The following is a 24,348-nucleotide window of genomic DNA, read 5'->3' on the forward strand; positions in this document are numbered from 1 at the left end:
AGGTGGAGGGCGAAGGTCATGGCGCAAAACAGCGCGTTATCAACGCTAAAAGATCTGGCTGAAAAAGAAGTTGATGATGCCGCACTGCAGCTTGGCGCAATGCGACGCGGGTGCCAGCAGGCTGAAGAGCAGTTGAAGATGTTAATCGACTATCAGCATGAATATCGCACCAACCTGAATACCGATATGACGCAGGGCATTGGCAGCCAGCGCTGGATCAACTATCAGCAGTTTATCCAGACGCTGGAAAAGGCGATTGAGCAACACCGCCTGCAGCTTAACCAGTGGACCGAAAAAGTGGATACCGCGCTCAACTTCTGGCGCGAGAAAAAACAGCGGCTGCAGGCCTGGCAAACACTCCAGGACCGACAGGTCGCGGCGTCAACCCTGGCGGAAAACCGTCTGGATCAGAAAAAAATGGATGAGTTTGCCCAGCGCGCATCAATGAGGAAACCGGAATGATCACACTGCAACAACTGCTGATGACCGACAGCGACCTGTCAGGCGGCACGCAAACGGGGAAAGGCACCGAGGGTGCGCAAGACTTTCTTTCGCTGCTGGCGGGCGCGTTGACCGATGCGACCGCTCAGGGCAAAGATGCGCCGCTGACCCTGGCTGATTTGAAAGCGGCTGGCAGCAAGCTGTCCAACGTCGCGCAGCAGGACGCAGGCGAGACGACCCTGCAGGCGAAAATTGCCGACCTGCTTTCACGCCAGGAGACGCTGACCGCCGACGATGACGCGGCGAAAACCACAGCGCTGCAAACGCTGGTCTCCGGGCTGATGCCGACGACAAACGGTGATGCGTTAAAGACGCTGACGCACGCGTCCGCAAAAGATGACGGCAAAACCGATCTCAGCGAAGACGAACTCGCGGGGCTTAGCGCGCTGATGGCGATGCTGCCGCACCAGCAGACGGCAACACCGGTAACGACGCAGGCAACCCACGTCGACGGTGTTACCGCTCAGACGTCCCTGACTTCCGCACTTCCGCAAACGCTGAAAAACGCGCTGCCGGGAAAAGAGAATAACCAGCCTCAGGCGGCGTCTCAGCCTGTGGCACAAACGGCTGACGCTGCCCTGCCCGCCAGCGTACCCGTGACGCCTGCGGTCGCGGCGGCGGCTGAGAAACAGGACATCGCGAGCAGCGCGTCGTCAACCTCGCCCACCGCAACCCTGGCACCGATCCTCAGCAGCCACGCGACCTCACAGCCAGCCGCAACCGTTGCTACCGCGCCGGTATTGAGCCAGCCGCTCGGCACCAGCGAATGGCAGCAGACATTGAGCCAGCACATCACCCTGTTCACGAAGCAGGGCCAGCAGACCGCTGAGCTGCGTCTGCACCCGGAAGACCTGGGACAGGTGCAAATCTCGCTTAAACTGGATGATAACCAGGCACAGCTGCAGATGGTGTCTCCGCACAGCCACGTGCGCGCGGCGCTGGAAGCGGCACTGCCGGTCTTACGCACCTCGCTGGCGGAAAGCGGCATTCAGCTTTCACAGAGCAGCGTCAGCAGCGAGAGCTTCGCCGGACAGCAGCAATCTTCATCACAGCAGCAACAGCAGGCTTCCCGCTCGGGCCAGCACGGCGCGTTCAATGAAGAGAGTGATGAGCTATTGCCGACCCCTGCCGCCCTGCAATCCGCCGCGCGTGGAAATGGCGCAGTGGATATCTTCGCCTAAACGCCAGAGGTAGCGTGATTATTCCCGTCTTTTCCACGCTTTGAGATAAGGCGGACACGGGATAATCACCCTATTAAGCTGTACCGAAACAGGAAGCTCGTATCAGATGACTGACTCCGCTATCACCAAAAAAAGTAAGCGCTCCATCTGGATCCCGCTGCTGGTGTTGATCACGCTCGCCGCCTGCGCTACCGCGGGCTATAGTTACTGGCGTATGCAGCAGGAACCGACTGCCGCTGCTGCCAAAGCTGAAGCGCCACCGCCTCCGGCTCCCGTGTTCTTCCCGCTGGACACCTTCACCGTCAACCTGGGTGATGCGGATCGTGTGCTTTATGTTGGCATTACGCTGCGCCTGAAAGACGAAGCTACCCGTTCTCGTCTGAACGATTATCTTCCTGAAGTGCGTAGCCGTCTGCTGCTGCTGTTCTCTCGTCAGGACGCTTCGACGCTCGCTACCGATGACGGTAAGCAAAAACTGGTCGATGCCATCAAACAGACGCTGTCTACCCCGCTGGTAAACGGCCAACCTAAGCAGGAAGTCACTGACGTTCTGTATACAGCCTTCATTCTGCGGTAACGACATGGGCGACAGTATTCTTTCTCAGGCAGAAATCGATGCGCTGCTCAACGGCGACAGCGATAAGAGTGATGATCCGCAACCGGGTCTGAGCGGCGACGACAATATTCGCCCCTATGACCCGAATACCCAGCGCCGCGTGGTACGTGAACGTCTGCAGGCGCTGGAGATCATCAACGAACGTTTTGCGCGTCAGTTCCGTATGGGGCTGTTTAACCTGCTGCGTCGTAGCCCGGATATCACCGTCGGCGCGATCCGCATTCAGCCGTACCATGAGTTTGCCCGCAACCTGCCGGTGCCAACCAACCTTAACCTGATCCATCTGAAGCCGCTGCGCGGCACCGGTCTGGTGGTGTTTTCGCCAAGCCTGGTGTTCATTGCGGTGGATAACCTGTTCGGCGGCGACGGGCGTTTCCCGACCAAAGTAGAGGGTCGTGAATTCACCCACACCGAACAGCGCGTCATTAACCGCATGCTGAAGCTGGCGCTGGAGTCCTATAGCGACGCGTGGAAAGCGATTAACCCGCTGGAAGTGGAGTACGTTCGTTCCGAGATGCAGGTGAAGTTCACCAATATCACCACCTCGCCGAACGATATCGTCGTTAACACGCCGTTCCACGTTGAAATCGGCAACCTGACCGGTGAGTTCAACATCTGCCTGCCGTTCAGCATGATCGAACCGCTGCGCGAGCTGCTGGTGAACCCGCCGCTGGAGAACTCGCGCCACGAAGATCAGAACTGGCGTGAAAACCTGGTCCGCCAGGTTCAGCATTCGCAGCTGGAGCTGGTGGCGAGCTTTGCCGATATTCCGCTGCGGTTATCTCAGATCCTGAAATTACAACCCGGCGACGTTTTGCCGATAGAAAAACCCGACCGCATTATTGCCCATGTGGATGGTGTCCCCGTGCTGACCAGTCAGTACGGCACAATTAACGGCCAGTATGCGTTACGCGTTGAGCACTTGATCAACCCGATATTGAATTCGCTGAATGAGGAACAGCCCAAATGAGTGACATGAACAATCCGTCCGATGAAAACAGCGGAGCACTGGACGATCTGTGGGCTGACGCGTTAAACGAGCAAAAGACAACCCCGACGAAAAGCGCGGCGGACGCGGTATTCCAGCAGCTGGGCGGCGGTGACGTCAGCGGCACGCTGCAGGACATCGACCTGATCATGGATATCCCGGTTAAGCTGACGGTTGAACTGGGCCGCACCCGCATGACCATTAAAGAGCTGCTGCGCCTGACGCAGGGTTCCGTGGTCGCCCTTGACGGCCTGGCCGGCGAGCCGCTGGATATTCTGATCAACGGTTATCTGATTGCTCAGGGTGAAGTGGTGGTGGTTGCTGACAAATACGGCGTGCGCATCACCGACATCATTACCCCGTCCGAACGTATGCGTCGTCTGAGCCGTTAAGCATGAAAACCCAGGCAACAATGTCCCAACCCTCTGCGGTACCTGGCTCACCGCTGCTCCAGGTGAGCGGTGCCCTGTTCGGCATTATTGCCTTCATTCTTATTGCGGCCTGGCTGGCCAAGCGCTTTGGTCTGGCGGGTAAAACCGCCGGAACGCGCGGCCTGAAGGTCAGCGCCAGTACCACGCTGGGGCCACGCGAGCGCGTGGTCATCGTCGATGTGGAAGATGCGCGCCTGGTGCTGGGAATTACCGCTTCAAACATCAATGTATTGCATAAACTGCCGCCCGCCCCCGTCACAAGCGACGAGCGCGCAGAAGCCCCAGCGGATTTCCAGTCCGTTATGAAGAGTTTGCTTAAGCGTTCCGGGAGATCCTGATGCGCCGTTTGTTATCCCTTACGCTTGCGGGTGTTGGCCTGTTTGCTCCCGCGGTCTACGCGCAGCTGCCCGGTCTGGTCTCGACGCCGCTCGCCGGAGGCGGTCAAAGCTGGTCGCTCTCGGTTCAGACGCTGGTATTCATCACCTCGCTGACCTTTATTCCGGCCATTCTGCTGATGATGACCAGCTTTACCCGCATCATCATTGTTTTTGGCCTGCTGCGAAACGCCCTTGGAACGCCTTCCGCGCCGCCCAACCAGGTGCTGCTGGGTCTGGCCCTGTTTTTGACCTTTTTCATTATGTCGCCGGTGATCGACAAGATTTACACCGACGCCTACCAGCCGTTTAGCGAAGATAAAATCTCAATGGAGGTTGCGCTGGAGAAAGGCGCGCAGCCGCTGCGTGAATTTATGCTGCGCCAGACGCGTGAAGCGGATTTAGCGCTCTTTGCCCGCCTGTCCAATACCGGCGAGCTTCAGGGACCGGAAGCGGTGCCGATGCGCATTTTGCTGCCAGCCTATGTGACCAGCGAGCTAAAAACCGCGTTCCAGATTGGCTTCACTATTTTCATTCCGTTTCTGATTATCGACCTGGTGATCGCCAGCGTGCTGATGGCGCTCGGGATGATGATGGTACCGCCTGCGACCATCGCTCTGCCCTTTAAGATCATGCTCTTTGTGCTGGTCGACGGCTGGCAGCTGCTGGTCAGTTCGCTGGCGCAGAGTTTCTACAGTTGAGGAGCGCGCAATGACGCCAGAATCGGTCATGATGATGGGCACGGAAGCGATGAAAGTCGCCATTGCCGTTGCCGCCCCGCTGCTGCTTGTTGCCCTCGTGACCGGTCTGATTATCAGTATCCTGCAGGCCGCCACGCAGATTAACGAAATGACGCTGTCGTTTATCCCGAAAATCATTGCCGTGTTCGTGGCGATTATCGTCGCCGGGCCGTGGATGCTGAACCTGCTGCTGGACTATATGCGCAACCTGTTCACCAATCTGCCGTACATCATCGGCTGATATCAGGATGCTGCACTTCACCAGCGATCAATACGTCCAGTGGCTGGGCGTCTACTTCTGGCCGATGCTGCGCATTATGGCGCTCATCTCGACCGCCCCTATTCTCAGCGAGAAATCGATACCCAAGCGCATCAAAGTGGGGCTGGGGATCGTCATCACGATTATTGTCGCCCCGTCCCTGCCGCCGGTTGATATCCCTGTTTTTTCCGCTAACGCCGTATGGGTGGCGCTTCAGCAGGTGATGATCGGCGTCGCCGTTGGGTTTACCATGCAGCTCGCCTTTGCGGCAGTGCGTACTGCGGGTGAGCTGATCGGCCTGCAAATGGGGTTATCCTTCGCCACCTTCGTCGACCCCGGCAGCCACCTCAACATGCCGGTGCTGGCGCGTATCATCGATCTGCTGGCGATGCTGCTGTTCCTGTCGTTTAACGGCCACTTATGGCTTATCTCAATGCTGGTGGACACCTTCCACACGCTGCCGATTGGCGAAAATCCGGTCAACAGCAACGCGTTTCTGGCGCTGGTGCGTGCCGCCGGGCTGATTTTTCTCAACGGGCTGATGCTGGCGCTGCCGATCATCACCCTGCTGCTGACGGTTAACCTGGCATTAGGCTTGCTGAACAGAATGGCACCGCAGCTTTCCGTGTTTGTCATTGGCTTTCCCGTGACGTTGACGGTCGGTCTTTTATTAATGTCATTGCTAATGCCACTTATCGCCCCCTTCTGTGAACATTTATTCAGCGAGATATTCAACCTGTTAGCAGATATTGTCAGCGAACTGCCTCGCAAATAATAGACCTCACACTCCATATTGTCTTTCTGAGGATATTCCTAAAATAAAACATGAAAAACATCTTCCAGGATATATCTGACGCGGTTTAAATGTTTCTAACCATCTCACAATACTTAATATTTACTTTACTTTAAGAAGATTCCTGGCAAATTATAAGTAACTTTACGGGATAGTGAGTTCGCCTGAAAGTCTTTGTCATGCTCACAGGTTTTATTTGGTTTTTTCCATCCCGTATGGCTGTTTATGAGCTCTCAGGCAGATGGTGAATTATCGTTACGCATTGAGTGAGGGTATGCCATGTCAACGATCATTATGGATTTATGCAGCTACACCCGGCTAGGGTTAACCGGGTATCTGGCAAGCAGAGGGGTAAGAAAGAGAGACATCAACGATGCACACACCGTTGACGAACTCGAAGCCGCTTGTGAAGCACACAAGCCCGGCGTGGTGTTTATTAATGAGGACTGTTTCATTCACGATCCAGCCAACAGTCAGCACATTAAGCAAATCATTAATCAGCATCCTAAAACGTTGTTTATTGTTTTTATGGCTATCGCCAATATTCATTTCGACGAATACTTGTTGGTCCGTAAAAATTTATTGATCAGTTCTAAATCGATTAAACCCGAGTCGCTGGATGACATTTTGGGTGATTATTTGAATAAAGAAGTTAAGAATGTAGGAGCGGTTAACTTACCCACCCTATCATTAAGCAGAACTGAATCAAGTATGCTCAGAATGTGGATGGCTGGACAAGGGACAATTCAGATCTCGGACCAGATGAATATCAAGGCAAAAACGGTTTCGTCACACAAAGGAAATATTAAAAGGAAAATTAAAACGCATAATAAGCAAGTGATCTACCACGTCGTTCGCCTGACCGATAATGTCACAAACGGAATTTTCGTTAATATGCGCTGATCCGCGCGAGACCTTCTGTACCCTACCTGCGATCTCTGGCCTGGCCAGAGATTTTTGCATTTATAGCCGCATGGGCCGGGGACGGGAACGCCGCCCGACGCCACGCTATTCTGCTGCTTCCACAAAAATACCATCCTCATGCCCCAGTTCGTTAAAGAACCAGATCCCGAGCGGGTAGTCTTCCAGTGAAACCAGGTACATTACACCTTCGCTAAACTCTTCTATTGCCAGCACCACACCCGGGCGGCGCGGCCCACCGTCCGTTTTAACGGTTACCCGATCGTTGACCTTCATACATTCCTCCTGTGGTTTTGAGCCAGTGTAGAACAAAACGCATTAACTGGCACCGACGCCCGGCGCGAATGGTGTTTTTGTGTGCGGTCTATACTTACGGATGGACACGGTTGCATGAGGACCCCGTAATGAAGACCGATAAAGAGTACAGCGACACCATCAAGCGTGAGGTAGAAGTGGATGTCGATGCCCTGCTCGCCGCTATTAATGAGATCAGTGAGTCCGAAGTTCGCCGCGCAGACGATGAGTCAGACAAAGTGATTGTGAACGGAAGGGACTATCACACTTACCGCGAGCTCGCCGAAGCCTTCGAGCTTGATATTCATGACTTCAGCGTGTCTGAGGCGAATCGGTAAGATGAAAAAAATCCCGGTCATGGGGATGGCCGGGATCAAACTTGCTTATGCAAGAAGCACTTGAAAATTCGTTACACCAGGAAATCTGATGTAGAAACAACACTATCCCCAACGGATTTGTCTGACAAGCATATATTCTCCTGGTGAATATAATATTTTATACATGTGAATTTTAGTTATGAGCAGCAACATGCGCCGCGTATGGGTTACGCAGGAACGATTCAGTCAAACCAGCCCCCTGACGCGGTTATTTTTTAGGAATAATCTTAGGCAAGTCCTCATCAGCCATCAGGAGCCGTTATGCCTTCGCTTCAGAAGCCACTACTGATTTTCACCGATCTGGATGGTACGCTGCTGGATATTCATACTTATGACTGGCAGCCTGCTGCCGCGTGGCTGGAGCGGCTACAGGATAAACAGGTTCCCGTTATCCTATGCAGCAGCAAGACGGCGGCTGAGATGCTCGACATCCAGCAGGAGTTGGGCCTGGAAGGACTGCCGTTCATTGCGGAAAACGGAGCGGTTATTCAGCCTGATGTCCGCTGGGATCCCCCAGCCCGGCGCATAGCGGGGATGTCGCACCGTACGATTCATCAAATCATCGAGCAGATCAGAGTGCAAACGCACGTCAAATTCACCACCTTTGACGACGTGAATGAACGGGTAATCGGTGAATGGACGGGACTGACGCCTTCCCGCTCACTGCTTGCGCACAAGCATGAAGCATCCGTGACGTTAATCTGGCGCGACAGCGATGCGCAAATGGCACGCTTTGAAGAGGCGCTGGAACAGCACGGTTTGCAGTTTGTACAGGGGGCGCGGTTCTGGCACATCCTTGACGTGCGCTGCGGCAAGGATGTGGCGGTAAAATGGCTCACTGAACAGTATTGTTCGCGCGAAAGCGTTGCGTGGACATCCCTTGGGCTGGGCGATGGTCCCAACGACGCCCCGCTGCTAGACAGCGTCGACTTTGCTGTGGTGGTCAAAAGCATTAACCGCCAGGGCATTTCGCTGCAGAACGATAGCCCGGAACGGGTTTATCACACGCAACGCTCCGGTCCCGCGGGCTGGCGCGAAGGGCTCGATCACTTCTTGCTGTGATCGCGCCAGACGACGCGATTGCGTCCCCCCTGCTTTGCCTCATACAGCCGCGCATCGGCAATGGACTGCAGCTGCTCAAAATTATAGTTATCCGTCTCCTGTGCGCTGCTGACGCCCAGTGAGGCACTGATGCGCAGAGTGACGCTCTTCTTAACCAGAATCTCTTTGCTGTCGATACGCGCGCGGATCCGCTCAGCTACATTTGCCGCTTCCTCAAGCGTCAGGCCCGGGAGCACGACGCAAAACTCCTCGCCACCCACACGGCCGCCCACGTCACTGGAACGCAGCGCGCTCGCAATCAATCCTCCTGCGTGCGACAACACTTTATCCCCTGCCTGATGCCCGAAGCGGTCATTGATGCCCTTGAAATGGTCAAGATCGATCTGGATAACAGAAAACGGCAGGGACTGCTGCTGGCACTGCTTCGCAAGGGCATTCGCCCGTTCAAACAGCGCCCCGCGATTGTTCAGGCGGGTCAGCGGATCGTGCCAGGCCTGCCACTGGAGCGAATGCTGAAGCGTATACATATTGCTGACCATGCGCCGGATCACGAGCCAGGAGATGAGCAGCATGGCGGTGAACAGCGCCCAGAGTAGCGCCAGCACAATGCTGATGCTGCCGAAATCCCCGCGAACTCCTTCATGCAGCGTATGCACGCGCAGGACAACGCCCTCAAAATGATCGAGCCGTTCCCAACTGATAAAGCGGCTACCCAGACGGATCCCCCCCTCCGTGTCGGACTCGATAGCGTGAGCTATCTGCGCCAGCTCGCTTTCATCAAAGTGGTTAACCTTGCTTTCAGGTGACTCTGAGGTCGCAATCATATTGAGGCGCATGTCGTAAAGCTGGTATTCGCCTTCTGTATGGTTGTCCATGGCCTCTGACAGCAGCTGTTTCATCGTCTCAACGCTGATATCCATCGCCACCACGCCATACCAGAAATGGTCGTAATAGATCGGCACGCTGGCGGTAATCAGCCGCCTGGTCCCGGCAGATGACGATGGAGGCGAAATGAACCAGCGGACGGCACGCGCGCGGTTTTCACGCTCAGACTGCTGTGAAAACCAGGGCTGAGTAACCAGCTGATAATAGCGGGGTGCGATATCGTTCGGCTGCGCGGGCGTATCGGTCGCAATAAAGAACCCTGCGCGGGAAACATACACCACCCGCTCCTCGTTACTGCTGTGCGATGACGCCAGACGCAGGAGGTACCCCACTTCGAGGGCAGCAGAGAGTTCGTTTGCCATGCGATCGTTATCGCGGTTAAGCAGCGTGGTTTTTTCGACAAACGCATCGGAGACCCCGTTGATGGGCAACGTGCGCTTTTCGTCTACCGCGATTTGCCAGTTTGAGGTATTCCGCAGGGTATTAAAACGCGTCACCGCATTGTGCAGCACACCGAATGCCAGCGGAGTTTGCAGCGCATCGCGCATGCTGTGACGGAGGAAAAGCATTTTATCGACGTTGTACTGCAACTGCCTGTCCAGGCCATTTGCGACCGTTTCCAGATGGTTACGCTGGCTGGAGATATAGGCATCTTCCAGCACCACCACTTCACGCCAGGTGAGAAGCGTGGAAAAGACCAGGACAATAATAAAACAGAGATTAACAATCAGGCCGGGATTGCTACGCTGATGCAGCCATTGCTGAAGAGATCGTTTTACACCATAGGTATCGCGCTGCACACACACTCCCTGAATGTCACATAAAAACGCCCGGCGAACCGGGCGTTAGAGTGATTAAGCCTTCTCGCGATGTTGCCGTCCGTCCCCCGGCTGAAGCTCGTCTTCACGAAACGCTTCCCGCTTGATGCCATAACCATCATGCCACCGGCACTCCACCATTCCACTGGAATAACCTGTGACAATCATACGCGGACCACCGTTCTTCGGCTTAACTTCATCACTGACCAAAAAGACCATACCCGCCTCCTGTATCAGGGTGAAACTTTTTCAATTTAGACGACGAATGGCCTTTTTGCATCCCCGTTCGGGTAGCAATTAGTGCGAGGCTCCACGCATTTTTTCGACTGCTTTTACGGCAGCGACCACGATAGCGCCAATGATAAAGCCCAGCACCAGGTTCAACAGCGTCGGCAAAATGGCGGCGACAACCGCCCCCTGCGCCGAGGCAAAATGCTCAATCGCATGGTGCAGCGGCGCAATACCGTGCACGACAATCCCGCCGCCGACGAGGAACATGGCCAGCGTCCCCACCACCGACAAACTTTTCATCAGCCAGGGGGCCAGCGTCAGCAGGCTTTTACCGATACCGCGTGCTACCGCGCTCGATTTCTCCTCCAGCCAGTAGCCGATATCATCCAGCTTGACGATAAGCCCCACCAGGCCGTAAACGCCCACGGTCACCAGAATCGCAATGCCGGAAAGCACCATAACCTGATTGACCAGCGGCGCTTCTGACACAATTCCCAGCGTAATCGCCACGATTTCGGCCGAGAGGATAAAGTCAGTGCGGACGGCCCCTTTCACTTTATCACGTTCGAACGTCATAGGATCCTGAGCGGCCAGGGCTTCCAGTCGCTGCTGGCGCACCTCTGGCGTATCGCTCTCCTTACGCGAGGCAAAAGAGTGCAGGACTTTCTCGACCCCCTCGAAGCACAAAAACGCGCCGCCAATCATCAGCAGCGGCGTGATGGCCCAGGGGATAAAGGCGCTGATCAACAACGCGAGCGGAACGAGGATCACCTTATTGATAAAGGACCCCTTTGCCACGCTCCACACCACCGGCAACTCCCGGTTAGCCTTTACGCCAGTGACCTGCTGCGCGTTCAGCGATAAATCATCCCCCAGTACGCCGGCGGTCTTTTTGGCCGCCAGTTTTCCCATGACCGAAATGTCATCCAGCAAGGTGGCAATGTCGTCCAGTAATGTTAATAAGCTACTTCCTGCCAAAATCTCTATCCTTCTTTTTTTGCTAATTAAGTGAATAGTATGGAACAAAACCGGACACCCGGAAACAGGCACCTTACGTCAACAAAAAATTCACATCCAGACCACAATTAAAGCACTCGCCAGGGCGATAGTTTTGACGTTTACTATGAGCGAACTTTTTATTTCGACGTGAGGGACTATGCGTTTCCGGCAACTATTACCGCTCATTGGAGCACTTTTTTCGCTGTATATCATCTGGGGATCCACCTATTTTGTCATTCGAATCGGCGTGGAAAGCTGGCCCCCGTTGATGATGGCAGGGATCCGCTTCTTCTCTGCGGGCGTGTTGTTGTTAACGTTTTTGCTGCTGCGCGGCCATAAGCTTCCCCCACTCCGCCCGCTGCTCAACGCGGCCCTGATTGGCTTTCTGCTGCTGGCCGTTGGGAATGGTGCCGTGACCGTGGCGGAGCACCAGAATGTCCCGTCCGGGATCGCTGCCGTGGTGGTCGCCACCGTGCCGCTGTTTACCCTCTGCTTTAGCCGCCTGTTCGGTATCCGCACCCGCAAGCTGGAATGGCTCGGGATCGGCATCGGGCTTGCGGGAATCATCCTGCTCAACAGCGGTGGTAACCTGAGCGGAAACCCGTGGGGTGCGCTGATGATCATGGTTGGCTCCATGAGCTGGGCGTTTGGCTCCGTCTACGGCTCACGGATTGAGCTGCCGTCCGGCATGATGGCGGGCGCGATTGAGATGCTCGCAGCGGGTATCGTGCTGCTGATTGCCTCGACTCTGATGGGCGAGAAACTGACAACGATGCCGGACCTGTCTGGCTTCCTGGCGGTGGGGTATCTGGCGCTCTTTGGCTCCATTATTGCCATTAACGCCTATATGTTCCTGATCCGCAATGTCTCCCCGGCCGTCGCCACCAGCTACGCGTACGTTAACCCAGTGGTCGCCGTGCTGCTCGGTACCGGTTTTGCGGGAGAAGTGTTATCGTCGGTTGAATGGCTGGCGCTGGGTGTGATTGTTTTTGCGGTGGTGCTGGTGACATTGGGCAAATATTTGCTGCCTGCGAAACCGGTTGTCACGCCGTGTGAGGTGGAGAAACCTTAATCCCCTGCGTATCGATCTGCGCGGCCTCAGCGCCGCTGCAGATCCACTCCTCCAGCCGCTCTGTCAGGTCCAGATCGCTCAGTTTTAGCCTGCCGCGCAGGGCGCACTCCCACACGATTAATACCCGCCAGCCCTGAGAAAGCAGCGTCGCAACATCGCGTTTATCCCGTTCGACATTCTTGCCTATCTTCTCCAGCCAGAAATCGGTTCGCGTTGCGGGAACCTTGAACAGGTAGCAGTTGTGATGGTGCCAGAAACAGCCGTGGGTAAAGATAATGCACTGATACGCGTCGAGGATGAAATCAGGACGCCCGGCGAGCGCGGCATCCTGGACGCGAAAATCAAAACCGGCCTGCGTCAGTAATCCCGCCAGCCGTTTTTCGATGGCGGTATCACGCGTGCCGATGGCACGCATGTTTTTACTGCGCGTCGCTTTATTGTGTACGTCCGTCATTGACGGCCTCGCTCTGACGCAGCGCCACGGCCTGTTTAATGCGTGAGGCCAGCAGTTTCGCCACCGCTGCAAACGCGGGCACGACCACCGAGTTGCCGAACTGGCGGTAAGCCTGGGTGTCTGACACCGGAATACGGAAACTGTAGCCCTGCGGCGACTCAAACCCCATCAGTCGCGCGCATTCACGTGGCGTTAACCGGCGTGGGCGATGGCGCTGGTTCTGCGGGTCGTCAAAGTCTTTTTCGCCCAGCGCTTTATCCCAGCCTCTGTCGATAAGGATCTCTGCGCCATCCTTGTAATAACGCGCCGACAAGGTGCGGGTCACGCTGTCCGGATTATTCGGGTTCACCATGCCAAAACCGAACCCATTGCCTTTGGCCTGGTGCTTTTTGGCATAGCGGTAGAGATATTTCCACAGTACCGGCGTCAGGATAAATTTCGCGTCCACGGCGGGCTCAAGCAGATCGGCCACGCTCGGGCGGCGCGCCGGATAGAGCGACGGGATATCCCGCAGGGTAAAATCCCCTTTCAGATTGAGATCACGGCGGAAACCTACCAGCACAATGCGTTCGCGATGCTGCGGCAGGAAATATTTACCGTCGATGATTTTCGGATCGTCTGCGCCCATGTCCTGCGCATCGGCCACGTCGTAGCCCAGCTCATCCAGCGTTTGCATAATGATGCGGAAGGTTTTCCCGCCATCATGGCTTTTTAGGTTTTTGACGTTTTCCAGCACAAAAATAGCCGGACGACGGGCATCAATAATTCGTACCACGTCAAAAAACAGCGTGCCCTGCGTATCACAGGCAAACCCGTGGGCGCGTCCCAGGGCATTTTTTTTCGATACGCCGGCGAGCGAGAAAGGCTGGCACGGGAAGCCCGCCAGCAGCACGTCGTGCTCAGGAACGGTTTGCCGGATATGCTCTGCGGCCTCTTCGTCGCTGACGCCGCTCTTGTGGCTCAGGGTCACATCGCGGATATCGGCGTTGAAATGGTGTTTGTCAGGATCGCAGTACCAGTTGGCCTTATAGGTACGCACCGCGTGTTTATTCCACTCGCTGGTAAATACGCACTGCCCGCCAATGGCTTCAAAACCGTGGCGGATGCCGCCAATACCGGCGAACAGATCGATAAAGCGGAACGCATAGTCTGGATGCGCGGCGGGAGGACGCGGCAGCAGATTTTGCAGATAACGGAACTCGCCGTCGCTCATTCGCTGCCCTGCCCTGTCGCTTATCAGCAGTCTTTTGAGTATTGCCGGGCTCCAGTGACTCTCGCCATGGGCCGCCAGCTGGTTGGCAAGGGTCTTAACATCATAGATATCCAGCAGCTGACGCAGTAACGCCTGCACGGCTGCCGTTGATTTCTCAGCCTGCGCTGGCGCGGGCTCAATCACTGATCGTATTTCCTGCATTCTCTTAACCGGGCAATAAAGACTGGAGACAGATTACCACAGTTTACCGGCTCACACTGCGACCGAAGCGGCTCAATACCTGGCTATCCAGCCCCAGGCAGTCGCCCTGCAGTTCAGCGCTCAGCTTCGCCATAAACTGGATCAGGAAATCAGCGTTATGTCGGGCAAGCTCGCGCCCCACTTCGGTTTGCATCGTCTCAGGCAGGCGCAGCAGCTTCGTCTGGAAGTGGTCGAGCGCGAAGGCTTTGTCGTCAACGTCACGGGAATCCGCAAACGGATCGCGCGCATCAAACAGCGCGACACCCAGCGCGCCGGATACGGCAAAGACGCGCGCCAGACCGATAGCGCCTAAGGCTTCCAGCCGGTCGGCATCCTGCACTATTTTGGCCTCAGGACTTTGTGGCGCAATCCCGGCGCTGAAGCTGTGCGCTTCTATGGCGTGTTCCACCGCGGCATACCTGTCTGGCGGAAAGTCCGGGAAATCGCGCAGCAAAATATCACGCGTTTTACGCGCCGCCAGCCGTGAGGACTGGCTGCGTTCGGGATGATTTTTCGGCAGGCTGACAATGTCGTGAAAGTAGCAGGCAGTCAGCACCACCAGCGGGTCAGCGTTATGATGAGGCATGATTTTCTGTGCCGTCATCCAGACGCGACGAAAGTGTGAAATATCGTGCGCAGCGTCTTCGGATGCGTGATGTTGATCAAGCCAGGATTCGAAGCGCAGTTGCCACTGAGTGAGTTCCATTATCCTTTCCTGTTACGATAATTGACGGTGAATTATAACACAGCCAAATTTAATCAATTAAAAAATAGACACACGAAATACTTAATAATAATTACCCACTATATTTTCAATAAACTAATTCACATGAAAAATAAAGAGATCAAAAGAAATATTTTGCAATATTTTTACTAATTTAATTACATTTATTTTTGAACCAAATTATCTAGCCATAGAATAGTATCAAACACGTAATTACGGAGGGTGATTACATATATTCATATAAATTATCTTTAAAGGGAATATATAATGAAAAGAAAAGTTCTGGCAATTCTTGTACCCGCATTATTAATGGCTGGCGCAGCAAATGCAGCTGAGATGTACAACAAAGACGGCAACAAAGTTGACCTGTACGGTAAAGTCGATGCACGTCATACCTTCTCAGATAACGCTGGCGACGACGGCGATGAAACCTATGTGCAGATTGGTTTTAAAGGCGAATCACAGATTACCAGTGAGCTGACAGGTTATGGCCAGTGGGAATATAAAACCTACGCTAACGATACCGAAGGCGCTGGTGATAAATCATTTAACCGTCTGGCGTACGCTGGCCTGAAATACGGCGAATTCGGCTCATTTGATTACGGCCGTAATTACGGCGTGGTGTATGACGTTGAAGCCTGGACCGATATGCTGCCTGTATTCGGTGGCGATTCTTACACCTGGACCGACAACTTTATGAATGGCCGTGCTAACGGTCTGGCAACCTACCGTAATTCAGGTTTCTTCGGCCTGGTTGACGGTCTGAATTTTGCGCTGCAGTATCAGGGCGCGAATGAAGGTCAGGACGCTTCAGAAGACCAGGAAGGCACTAAAAACCGCAAGGAGAAAGATGTTCGTTTCGAGAACGGCGACGGCTTCGGTATGTCCACCTCCTATGACTTCTCCGGCGATCTGTCCGGCCTGAGCCTGGGTGCAGCATACTCCTCTTCTGACCGTTCGAATCAACAAGAAGGTTATGGCGAGAAATTCAGCGCACGCTACGCTGGCGGCAAAACAGCTGAAGCCTGGACTGTTGGCGCGAAATACGATGCCAATAACGTTTATCTGGCAATGATGTACGCTGAAACCCGTAATATGACACCATACGGTGATTACGGCATCGCGGATCAGACTCAGAACTTCGAAGCAGTTGCTCAATACCAGTTCGATTTCGGCCTGCGTCCATCCCTGGCATGGGTATATTCCAAGGGCAAAGACATGACTTACCCGGGTAACGCAGCAAACCCACAGGGTCAGCATGGCGACATGGATCTGGTTAACTACATCGACCTGGGCATGAGCTATACCTTCAACAAAAACTTCTCCACCTATGTTGATTATAAAATCAACATGCTGGACAACGATGAAAGCTTCTACGAAGCAAACGGTATTTCTACCGACGACATCGTTGGCGTAGGCATGACCTACCAGTTCTAATCCCCAGAAATACTCAAGCCCGCATTCGCGGGCTTTTTTTATGCAACGGTGAAATGTTACGGCGCTTCCTGCAACGCCACGCGAATAAATCCGTTATTCTGCGCCAGCAGTTCATGCGCCTTCCAGGCATCCAGCCCCGTCAGCACCATCAACACCGCCGTTTTGCAGTTGTGGTTACAGCTCTCGAGCGCCGCCTTCGCTTCAGCCCGGGTGCATCCGCCCGCTTCCATCACCATCGCGATTTGCCGTTCAGACCATTTGGTGCTGGTTGCCTCCAGATCCACCCGCAGGTTGCTGTAGACTCGCCCGGTTCTCACCGCCAGCCCTGTGGTCACCATATTGAGGATCATTTTTTGCGCGATCCCCGCTTTGGCATTGGCGTATCCCGCCACCACGTCAGGCCCCAGTTCAGTCGCAATCACCATACTCGCTAGCTGTGCCGCCTCACTTTGCGCATCACCTGTCATCACCGCGACCGGTGAGCCCAGCGACCATGCATGTCGCATGGCCCCCCACACCCACGGCGTTTTTCCGCTGACGGTCACCGCCAGCATCATGTCGTGCTCGCCAAAGTTAAGCGCCTGCAGGTCGGCGACGCCGCGCTCGTAGCTTGCCGCTTCACCCTCCGTCGTAATGGCGATAACGGGATGTTTGCCCGGCGCATACTCATCAGCCGCCTGCCTTGCTATACGTCCTGAAGGCCCCGCGCCGACGAGCACCAGCCGCCCGCCATGACTGAGCGTCGCCGCAGCGTTATCCACCACGCGCGCAATCGTTGTTAAGAAAGGGGTAATAGCAGAAGAGATTTGTGCATCATCCTGGTGAATGACGTTCAGCATATCCAGCGTGGACAATCTGTCGATATTCATCGTGCTGGCGTGCCGTCTTTCCTTGACCGAACCGGTAAGCATAATGCTCATAAACAGCCTCCTTATTATGAGTACCCACACACTATAAAGTGTTTTATATGGGTCACATGAGAGGAGGGTCACGAAAAGAAGACCAAACACATGCTTTTACATGGCTTTAAGAAAAGCGCGTCATCAGCGATAATTACCTCTTTATAATCATCGCGGAGTGTTGATGAGCGATTTGCAGCCCTTTCCCCTGACGCGCAAGCGCCCTATGAAACTGAACACCCTCGTCACGTTGATGGTGTGCGCGATTATCGGTTCCGTGCTGCTGCTGGTCTTTGCGCTCTATTCAGTGCAAATCACCCGAGCGACCCGCGATGATGTCAAAGACACCGCGCTCGGCATTGCCCGCACCCTTGCGGACAGCCCTGAAGTCAAGCGCGGCCTGATGCAGGCGCCCCAGGCGGATATCATTCAGCCCCTCGCCCAGGCGGTGACAAAACGTAACGATCTGCTGTTTACCGTGGTCACTGACATGCGCGGGATCCGCTACTCTCACCCGAACGAAGCGCTGCTGGGGCTGCATTTTATCGGTGACGATTTAACCCCCGCGCTGGAAGGTAAAGAGAATGTCTCCGTCAACCGGGGCGCGCTCGCCGAAGCGCTGCGCGTTTTTACCCCCGTCTATGACGCGCAGCAGGAGCAGATCGGCGTGGTGGTGGTAGGCATCTCCCTCAATAAAGTTGAAGAGCAAATCACCCGCGGACGGCTTAACGCCCTCTGGACCGTGTTATTCAGCATCTTAATGAGCTCGCTGGCGATCTGGGGCCTGGTTCGCGTGCTCAAACGCATCCTGTTTGGGCTGGAGCCGTACGAGATCTCCGCGCTGTTTGAACAACGTCAGGCGATGCTGCAGTCGCTCCGGGAAGGGGTTCTGGCGGTCGACATTCACGGGCGCGTGACGATGATTAACCACGCTGCCAGAGAGATTTTGCTCCTGCCGTCGGGTAAGCAGACTGAAAACGCCAGCGAACCGCTGCTGGCAAGCCTGCGCGAAGTGTCGAAAAGCGGGGTTGCGCGTCAGGATCAGGAGATCAGCTGCAACGGACGCTTGTTGCTTTGTAACATGGTGCCCGTTAAAAGCCAGAATCGGGTGATAGGGGCGATCAGCACCTTCCGCGATAAAACGGAAATCAGCCAGCTGATGCAGCGCATCGACGGGATGGTCAACTACGTCGATGCCCTGCGCGCCCACACCCATGAATTTATGAATAAACTGCACGTGATCCTGGGCCTGCTGAATATTAAGCGCTATGACAAACTGGAGGAGTACATCCTCCAGACAGCGCATAATTACCAGACGGACATTGGCACCATCCAGAGCAAAGTCAAATCACCGGTTATCGCAGGCTTTTTACTGGGCAAAATTCACCGTGCCAAAGAGGCGGGCATCACGCTCACGCTGTCAGACGAGTGCCAGATACCGGACACCGCCAATGAAGAGCAGGTTGCGGTGCTGGTCACCGTGCTCGGTAACTTAATTGAAAACGCGCTGGACGCGATGGAAGGCCAGTCGGAAGGCGAAATCACTCTGCTCTTACACTATCAAAATGGCTGGCTCAGTTGCGAAGTCAGCGATGATGGCCCCGGTATCGATCCGGTCCAACTGGAGGCTATTTTTACAAAGGGCTTCTCAACAAAAGGTGAAAACCGGGGCGTTGGGCTGTTCCTTGCGCGTCAGCAAATCCAGAATCTGGGCGGCGATATCACCGTCGAATCTGAGCCTGGCGTATTTACCCAATTTTTTGTTCACATCCCCTGGGATAGCGAGAGGAATATCGCGTGATAAATGTATTAATTGTCGATGATGACGCCATGGTAGCCGACCTCAACCGCCTGTACGTTAACCGCGTTGAAGGCTTCAGCTGCTGCGGCGTCGCCTCCACGCTCAACCAAGCCGAGGCCATTATCAATAACCCGAACCAGCCCGTCGATCTGGTACTGCTGGATGTCTACATGCAGCAGGATAACGGGCTCGATCTCCTGCCGATCATCCGTGCGTCAGGCCGTCCGATTGACGTGATTATGATCTCGTCAGCGTCCGATGCGACAACCATCCAGACCTCCATGCATTACGGCGTTGTGGATTACCTGATCAAACCGTTCCAGTTCCCGCGTTTTGAAGAGGCGCTGAACGGCTGGAAGGCAAAGCTCAGCCTGATGGGATCCCACCAGTATTACGAGCAGGCGGACGTGGACAGACTGATCCACGGCGGCGCGCCGGAACTGGCCGACAGCAAGAAATTGCCGAAAGGGTTAACGCCACAAACGCTGCGCACGATCTGTCAGTGGATCGACGCACACCCGGAGATGGAGTTTTCCACCGATGACCTGGCGAACGCGGTCAATATTTCTCGGGTGTCTTGCCGTAAGTATCTAATCTGGCTGGCGCAAATCAACATTCTGTTCACCAGCATTCACTACGGCGCGACCGGGCGTCCGGTGTATCGCTACCGGCTGCAGCCGGAGCAAACCGGGTTGCTCAAACAGTATTGTCAGTAACGCGATAGCCGTTATCCAGCAGCGTGAAGCGGAAGTGGTGCATCGAAGAGATCACCACTTCTTTTGTTTTGGTCACAAAAATCGCTTCGATATCAGGACGAGATCGCAACACAGCGCAGCCCTTTTCAACGCCCATGCCGTACATCAGCGTGGTCCAGATATCGCCGTCGAGGGAATCTTTTGACACGATGGTGACGCTGTCCAGCTCGTTGTCCAGCGGATACCCGGTACGCGGGTCGAGAATATGGTGATAGCGCTTGCCGTTTTGTTCGAAGTAGCGTTCGTACGTTCCCGAGGTCACAACGGATCGGTTCTCGACCGCCATAGCGCCAATCAGCGCATCACCGGCGAACGGTTTTTTCAGCCCGACGCTCCACCCCCCTTCCGGCGAGCCTAACGTCTGGATGTTTCCGCCGAGGTTGATCAGCCCCAGCTCGACGCCCTCTTTGTGCAGATAATCCCGCACCCTGTCGGCGATATAGCCTTTGGCAATAGCACCCAGGTCGATCTCCATTCCCGCTCTCACCAGAAAGACGCTGCTGTCCGCTTCATTCAGCACCACATCCGCGGGATCGGTTATGCCCAGCAGAGCCGTAATGTCATCGGCAGGCGGAACGCTATCGCCCTGAAAGCCGATTTTCCAGCGCTTCACCAGCGGGCCGATGGCCAGGTTAAACGCGCTGTCTTTGAGCACGCTTGCCGCTTTCGCGCAGCGAATCAGCTCAAACACCGGGCGGCTGACGGCAACCGGATGCTGACCGGCCGCATGGTTGATATCCATCACCTGCGAATGCGCACGGTTAACGGTAAGCAGGTCTTCATACTGTTTGATCAGGCGAAACACGCGGGACGCGAGGGCTTCGTCGTGGGAAAAAAGTTTGAGGAGGATGGGTGAGCCCATCAGGACGGCGGAGTAGCTGTAAACGCGATGGTCATCAGGCATAGCAAGAGTCCTCAGATGTAGCCCCGGCAAGCACCGCGCCGCCGGGGAAAATGCCGGATAACGCTGCGCGTATCCGGCATACAACACAGGGGTCTTACTGCTTTTTCGAACGCATAGCCGCCTGATGTCCTGCAAGCGTACCAAAAATAATGATATCTGCCACTGCGTTACCGCCGATACGGTTACCGCCGTGGATCCCGCCGACCACTTCACCTGCCGCAAACGCCCCTGGCAGCACGTTGTGGTTGCTGTCCAGCACGCAGGTTTCGGTGTTGATGGTCACGCCGCCCATGGTGTGGTGCACGCCCGGCGCAATCTGAATGGCGTAGAACGGGCCTTCGTTGATTGGTGCACGCAGCGCGGTGGTACGACCAAAATCGTCATCGTGCTGTTTTTCAACGAAGCCGTTGTACCGTTCCAGGGTCGCGAGGAAAGCGTGGTGATCCATACCCAGCGCTTCAGCCAGGGCTTTTGGCGAGCTGGCGCTGGTCACGAAACCTTTCGCGATGTACTCATCCGCGGCTTTGTTTTTGGCACGTACATGCTCGTCAAAGACGATATATGCGTACTTCTCCGGCAGCGCGATGATTGACGCCGAGACTTTATCGCGGGTCGACATTTCGTTGTAGAAGCGCTCCCCTTTCTGGTTCACCAGAATCGCCCCGCCGCCGCGGATGGATTCGGAAATCAGGTACGAGGTGTTCTGCTCAACGGTTGGGTGGATCTGAATTTCGCCCATATCCACGGTGCCCGCCCCGATGCGCTCCAGCAGCGCGATGCCGCCACCGGTTGCCCCTTTGTGGTTGGTGGTGACGAACCCTTCCAGGTCCGGACGGTATTTGACCACCATCTGGCTGTTGGCGCTGAAACCACCCGTCGCCACAATCACGCTTTTGGTCGCCACGGTGACGGTTTCGTTCTCTTCGGTAGTCAGACGCACGCCGGTCACTTCGCCGTTCTCGAAGATAATGTCGCTGACGGAGGTATCCAGCATGACGTCGATGTTGCGTTTGTTAACGTTACGCACCAGGCCGCTGATCAGGTAGCCGCCCACCGCGGAGCCGTCTTTTGGACGGTGAGTACGGTCGATGCTCATCCCGCCGGTGGTGGTGATGTCGTTAAGCATAATGCCGCGCGTTGCCAGCCACTCGATGGCTTCTGGCGCATTTTCCACAAAGCGACGCAGCAGTTCCGGGTTGTTCTTGTTACCACCGCCTTTCAGGCTTTCCTGGTAGAACAGCTCTTTGCTGTCCTGAATGCCCTTCACGCGCTGGAAGCGGGTTTCGGCGGCGTTCATCCCGGCAGAGGCTTTGATGGTGTTCCCGCCGATGGTTGGCATTTTCTCGACGATCAGCACGCTCGCGCCTTCGTCGTGAGCCTGAATTGCGGCTGCCAGACCTGCGCCGCCGCTGCCGACCACCACCACATCCACGCATTTGGTTTCGTTCGGGTCAACGCCCTCTTCTGCCGCCAGCGCTTTGCTGGATTTCAGCATCGCTTTGGATACGGCTTTCTTCACCGCTTCGCTCTGGCTGGTTGCGCCGGTGATGGCATCCACGTGAGGGGTGTTAGCGTCCAGAATGCGGGTACGGATCTCTTCGAAGCTGGTGACAAACTCAACGTCTTCGCCCGGACCAGACGCAAGCTCGATGTCTGCAATGCGGTCGGTTTCGAGGCTGACGTTAATCACCAGCTCGTTGGCATCGTCCTGCACTTTCTCAGTGAAGGTGCCCGGTTTGAATTTAGATTCCCCCATGCTCATGTCGCGGATCATCGCTTCCACCAGCGAGAAGCGCCACAGCGGTTCAGGGATGTTCAGCGCCTCGCGCTGGGTGCTGTCCATAAACAGCTCAAGGCTTTCGCCCGCTGCGATGCGGTCGGTCCAGTCAGGATAGGCAATGGTCGCGCGGCCAACGGCAATCAGATCGTAACCATGGTCCAGCGCTTCATTGACGTCAGCAGCATTCACCACGCCGCCCACGCCCATCACCGGAACCTGCGCCAGCGTGTCAGAACGCATCGCGCAGTATTTTTCGATAAGCGGCGTTGGATCCTGGGTGTCGACAATGGAAGGACGCAGGGTCGCGCCGACGGAGAAGTGGAGATAGTCTACGCCGCGCGCCGCCAGTTTTTCCAGCAGGTACATGGTGTCGTCAAAGCGAATGCCGGGAACTTCCATCTCTTCAGGCGAGAAGCGATAGCCGACGATGAACGCATCATCGGCATACTGGCGCACCATTTTGTGGGTGATATCCAGCACGGCCAGCGGGAACTTCGCGCGATTATCGCGGCTGCCGCCCCACTCGTCGTCGCGCTGGTTTGAATTCGGTGAATAGAACTGCTGAATCAGATAGGTGTTTGCACCGTGGATCTCCACGCCGTCGAAACCTGCCTGAATGGCGCGGCGCACGGCTTCACCAAACTTGCCGATCATGCCTTCCACTTCTGCAGCAGTCAGGGCAACCGGCGTTGCGGCACCTTCACGCGGTGCGGCAACGGCGCTTGGGCCAACCGGCGTGCGGCCACCGATCAGTTTTGGGTCGACCATGCGACCGCCGTGGTATATCTGCAGCAGGGCTTTAGAGCCTTGAGATTTAATGGCCTCTGCGATTTTCGCCAGCCCGGCGATTTTTTCGTCGTTATCGATGCCGATTGCGCCCGGGAAGGCAAGGCCGAGATCGTCAACAAAACAGCACTCGACAATAATGGTCCCGATGCTGCCAGAACGCGCCCGATAGTACTCCACCAGCTCGCTGGTGACAGTGCCATCATAGTAGCCCGTGCAGGTTGTCATGGGTGCCATTAACAAACGGTTTTTCAGTTCAGTGCCATTCGGTAATGTGAAGGGGCTTAGAATACGTTCGTTAGTGCTCATAATAAAAACTCCAAACTTTAAAATTAAGAATTCGTTATCGGGCTCAGTTTTATTTCGCGTTTTTATGCCGATGTCATGATAGTAATATAATGATTTTTTTAGTTTCTAAACTTATTACGTTAGTTAAAAAACTATTTAATCCCTGCGATAACATTAATAACACATTGGTGTTAGCAACAATAATTCACTCATTCACAATAATTTAAAATTCGTTAAAAAAGAAATGGTCTTACCATGGAGCCAATAACAACATAAATCACTATATATCAACACGTTAAATAACTTCCAGTTTTTACTATGTTATCAGGTTGATAAATTTACGCTTTAAAAATCATAATACCCACATACGCCTGAGTGGTTATTAAAAAAAGAAGAAAAATAACGCGGCAATTCTGTTTTTTTGATCGCGATCAATAGTTATGGCATCCAAAGGCGCAATATATAAACATCATATTTTTTAATTTAGCGCACACCAATATGCGTTAAACCGTTATTTCAGAAACG

At 54.9% G+C, this 24,348-nt stretch carries 26 protein-coding genes; 16 read left to right on the plus strand and 10 right to left on the minus strand.

Annotated elements, in window-relative coordinates; translation table 11 throughout:
- Positions 1-18: 18 nt before the first annotated feature.
- The 10 genes from fliJ to rcsA all read left to right on the plus strand — a co-directional run bounded on the left by fliJ (position 19) and on the right by rcsA (position 6,786).
- Entirely contained in the window at positions 19-462 is a 444-nt protein-coding gene (gene fliJ / locus K5E19_RS06715) for a flagellar export protein FliJ (protein ID WP_010432373.1), read from the plus strand.
- Entirely contained in the window at positions 459-1,682 is a 1,224-nt protein-coding gene (gene fliK, locus K5E19_RS06720) for a flagellar hook length control protein FliK (protein ID WP_221550466.1), read from the plus strand. Before fliJ ends, fliK begins: the two co-directional genes overlap by 4 nt.
- A gap of 106 nt (positions 1,683-1,788) precedes the next feature.
- Positions 1,789-2,259 carry a flagellar basal body-associated protein FliL gene (gene fliL / locus K5E19_RS06725; RefSeq protein WP_010432366.1) on the plus strand — a complete coding sequence of 157 codons (471 nt, stop codon included), beginning with the start codon at positions 1,789-1,791 and terminating at the stop codon, positions 2,257-2,259.
- Positions 2,260-2,263: 4 nt separating this feature from the next.
- Positions 2,264-3,268 (plus strand): flagellar motor switch protein FliM, encoded by a 1,005-nt coding sequence (gene fliM, locus K5E19_RS06730; protein ID WP_010432363.1) that lies wholly within the window; start codon positions 2,264-2,266, stop codon positions 3,266-3,268.
- Positions 3,265-3,678, plus strand: a complete 414-nt coding sequence (fliN, locus tag K5E19_RS06735) for a flagellar motor switch protein FliN (protein WP_003859592.1) — start codon at positions 3,265-3,267, stop codon at positions 3,676-3,678. The genes fliM and fliN overlap by 4 nt, the downstream gene beginning before the upstream one ends.
- A gap of 2 nt (positions 3,679-3,680) precedes the next feature.
- Entirely contained in the window at positions 3,681-4,055 is a 375-nt protein-coding gene (fliO, locus tag K5E19_RS06740) for a flagellar biosynthetic protein FliO (RefSeq protein ID WP_221550467.1), read from the plus strand.
- Positions 4,055-4,792, plus strand: a complete 738-nt coding sequence (gene fliP, locus K5E19_RS06745) for a flagellar type III secretion system pore protein FliP (protein ID WP_042716760.1) — start codon at positions 4,055-4,057, stop codon at positions 4,790-4,792. The genes fliO and fliP overlap by 1 nt, the downstream gene beginning before the upstream one ends.
- 10 nt (positions 4,793-4,802) lie before the next feature.
- Entirely contained in the window at positions 4,803-5,072 is a 270-nt protein-coding gene (gene fliQ, locus K5E19_RS06750) for a flagellar biosynthesis protein FliQ (protein WP_003859587.1), read from the plus strand.
- 7 nt (positions 5,073-5,079) lie between these two features.
- Positions 5,080-5,865: a flagellar biosynthetic protein FliR gene (fliR, locus tag K5E19_RS06755; protein WP_010432343.1), complete on the plus strand. Its 786-nt coding sequence runs from the start codon at positions 5,080-5,082 to the stop codon at positions 5,863-5,865.
- 297 nt (positions 5,866-6,162) lie between these two features.
- Positions 6,163-6,786, plus strand: a complete 624-nt coding sequence (gene rcsA / locus K5E19_RS06760; protein WP_010432341.1) for a transcriptional regulator RcsA — start codon at positions 6,163-6,165, stop codon at positions 6,784-6,786.
- A gap of 105 nt (positions 6,787-6,891) precedes the next feature.
- Here rcsA and dsrB read toward each other — a convergent pair whose 3' ends face one another.
- Positions 6,892-7,080 (minus strand): protein DsrB, encoded by a 189-nt coding sequence (dsrB, locus tag K5E19_RS06765; protein ID WP_010432339.1) that lies wholly within the window; start codon positions 7,078-7,080, stop codon positions 6,892-6,894.
- Positions 7,081-7,208: 128 nt separating this feature from the next.
- Here dsrB and yodD point away from each other — a divergent pair, with 128 nt between their 5' ends.
- A complete protein-coding gene (gene yodD, locus K5E19_RS06770) occupies positions 7,209-7,436 on the plus strand; it encodes a YodD family peroxide/acid resistance protein (RefSeq protein WP_221550468.1) in 228 nt (75 codons plus the stop codon).
- Between the two features lie 300 nt (positions 7,437-7,736).
- The gene (locus K5E19_RS06775) at positions 7,737-8,537 is read left to right on the plus strand and encodes a mannosyl-3-phosphoglycerate phosphatase-related protein (protein ID WP_221550469.1); all 801 of its coding nucleotides are present in this window, start codon (positions 7,737-7,739) and stop codon (positions 8,535-8,537) included.
- On the opposite strand, the gene dgcQ is transcribed toward K5E19_RS06775, so the two are convergent.
- The 3 genes from dgcQ to K5E19_RS06790 form a co-directional block, all read right to left on the minus strand.
- Entirely contained in the window at positions 8,522-10,222 is a 1,701-nt protein-coding gene (gene dgcQ / locus K5E19_RS06780) for a cellulose biosynthesis regulator diguanylate cyclase DgcQ (protein ID WP_221550470.1), read from the minus strand. The genes K5E19_RS06775 and dgcQ overlap by 16 nt on opposite strands.
- 54 nt (positions 10,223-10,276) lie before the next feature.
- Positions 10,277-10,459 carry a YodC family protein gene (locus K5E19_RS06785; RefSeq protein WP_010432330.1) on the minus strand — a complete coding sequence of 61 codons (183 nt, stop codon included), beginning with the start codon at positions 10,457-10,459 and terminating at the stop codon, positions 10,277-10,279.
- Between the two features lie 78 nt (positions 10,460-10,537).
- Positions 10,538-11,449, minus strand: coding sequence for a DUF808 domain-containing protein (locus K5E19_RS06790; RefSeq protein WP_221550471.1), 912 nt, complete (start codon positions 11,447-11,449; stop codon positions 10,538-10,540).
- A gap of 178 nt (positions 11,450-11,627) precedes the next feature.
- Here K5E19_RS06790 and yedA point away from each other — a divergent pair, with 178 nt between their 5' ends.
- Positions 11,628-12,542, plus strand: a complete 915-nt coding sequence (gene yedA, locus K5E19_RS06795; RefSeq protein WP_221550472.1) for a drug/metabolite exporter YedA — start codon at positions 11,628-11,630, stop codon at positions 12,540-12,542.
- Here the strand turns inward: yedA and K5E19_RS06800 are convergent.
- The 3 genes from K5E19_RS06800 to K5E19_RS06810 all read right to left on the minus strand — a co-directional run bounded on the left by K5E19_RS06800 (position 12,514) and on the right by K5E19_RS06810 (position 15,155).
- The gene (locus K5E19_RS06800; protein ID WP_221550473.1) at positions 12,514-12,996 is read right to left on the minus strand and encodes a very short patch repair endonuclease; all 483 of its coding nucleotides are present in this window, start codon (positions 12,994-12,996) and stop codon (positions 12,514-12,516) included. The genes yedA and K5E19_RS06800 overlap by 29 nt on opposite strands.
- Positions 12,977-14,392, minus strand: coding sequence for a DNA cytosine methyltransferase (locus K5E19_RS06805; protein ID WP_296245544.1), 1,416 nt, complete (start codon positions 14,390-14,392; stop codon positions 12,977-12,979). The genes K5E19_RS06800 and K5E19_RS06805 overlap by 20 nt, the downstream gene beginning before the upstream one ends.
- Positions 14,393-14,453: 61 nt before the next feature.
- Positions 14,454-15,155, minus strand: a complete 702-nt coding sequence (locus tag K5E19_RS06810; protein ID WP_221550475.1) for a phosphohydrolase — start codon at positions 15,153-15,155, stop codon at positions 14,454-14,456.
- A 285-nt stretch (positions 15,156-15,440) separates the two neighbouring features.
- Here K5E19_RS06810 and ompC point away from each other — a divergent pair, with 285 nt between their 5' ends.
- Positions 15,441-16,610, plus strand: a complete 1,170-nt coding sequence (ompC, locus tag K5E19_RS06815; RefSeq protein WP_221550476.1) for a porin OmpC — start codon at positions 15,441-15,443, stop codon at positions 16,608-16,610.
- A gap of 56 nt (positions 16,611-16,666) precedes the next feature.
- On the opposite strand, the gene K5E19_RS06820 is transcribed toward ompC, so the two are convergent.
- On the minus strand, positions 16,667-17,530 hold the full coding sequence (locus K5E19_RS06820) for an N-acetylmuramic acid 6-phosphate etherase (RefSeq protein ID WP_221550477.1): 864 nt from the start codon (positions 17,528-17,530) through the stop codon (positions 16,667-16,669).
- 163 nt (positions 17,531-17,693) lie between these two features.
- Here K5E19_RS06820 and K5E19_RS06825 point away from each other — a divergent pair, with 163 nt between their 5' ends.
- Complete coding sequence (locus K5E19_RS06825) at positions 17,694-19,310, plus strand: sensor histidine kinase (protein ID WP_221550478.1); 1,617 nt, start codon at positions 17,694-17,696, stop codon at positions 19,308-19,310.
- A complete protein-coding gene (dcuR, locus tag K5E19_RS06830) occupies positions 19,307-20,026 on the plus strand; it encodes a two-component system response regulator DcuR (RefSeq protein WP_221550479.1) in 720 nt (239 codons plus the stop codon). Before K5E19_RS06825 ends, dcuR begins: the two co-directional genes overlap by 4 nt.
- Here the strand turns inward: dcuR and K5E19_RS06835 are convergent.
- Positions 20,007-20,969 carry an FAD:protein FMN transferase gene (locus K5E19_RS06835; RefSeq protein ID WP_221550480.1) on the minus strand — a complete coding sequence of 321 codons (963 nt, stop codon included), beginning with the start codon at positions 20,967-20,969 and terminating at the stop codon, positions 20,007-20,009. The genes dcuR and K5E19_RS06835 overlap by 20 nt on opposite strands.
- A 94-nt stretch (positions 20,970-21,063) precedes the next feature.
- Positions 21,064-23,844, minus strand: a complete 2,781-nt coding sequence (locus K5E19_RS06840) for a flavocytochrome c (protein WP_221550481.1) — start codon at positions 23,842-23,844, stop codon at positions 21,064-21,066.
- Between the last annotated feature and the right edge of the window lie 504 nt (positions 23,845-24,348).

This window comes from Enterobacter sp. RIT637 (genome assembly GCF_019718755.1).
Classification (GTDB): Bacteria; Pseudomonadota; Gammaproteobacteria; order Enterobacterales; family Enterobacteriaceae; genus Enterobacter.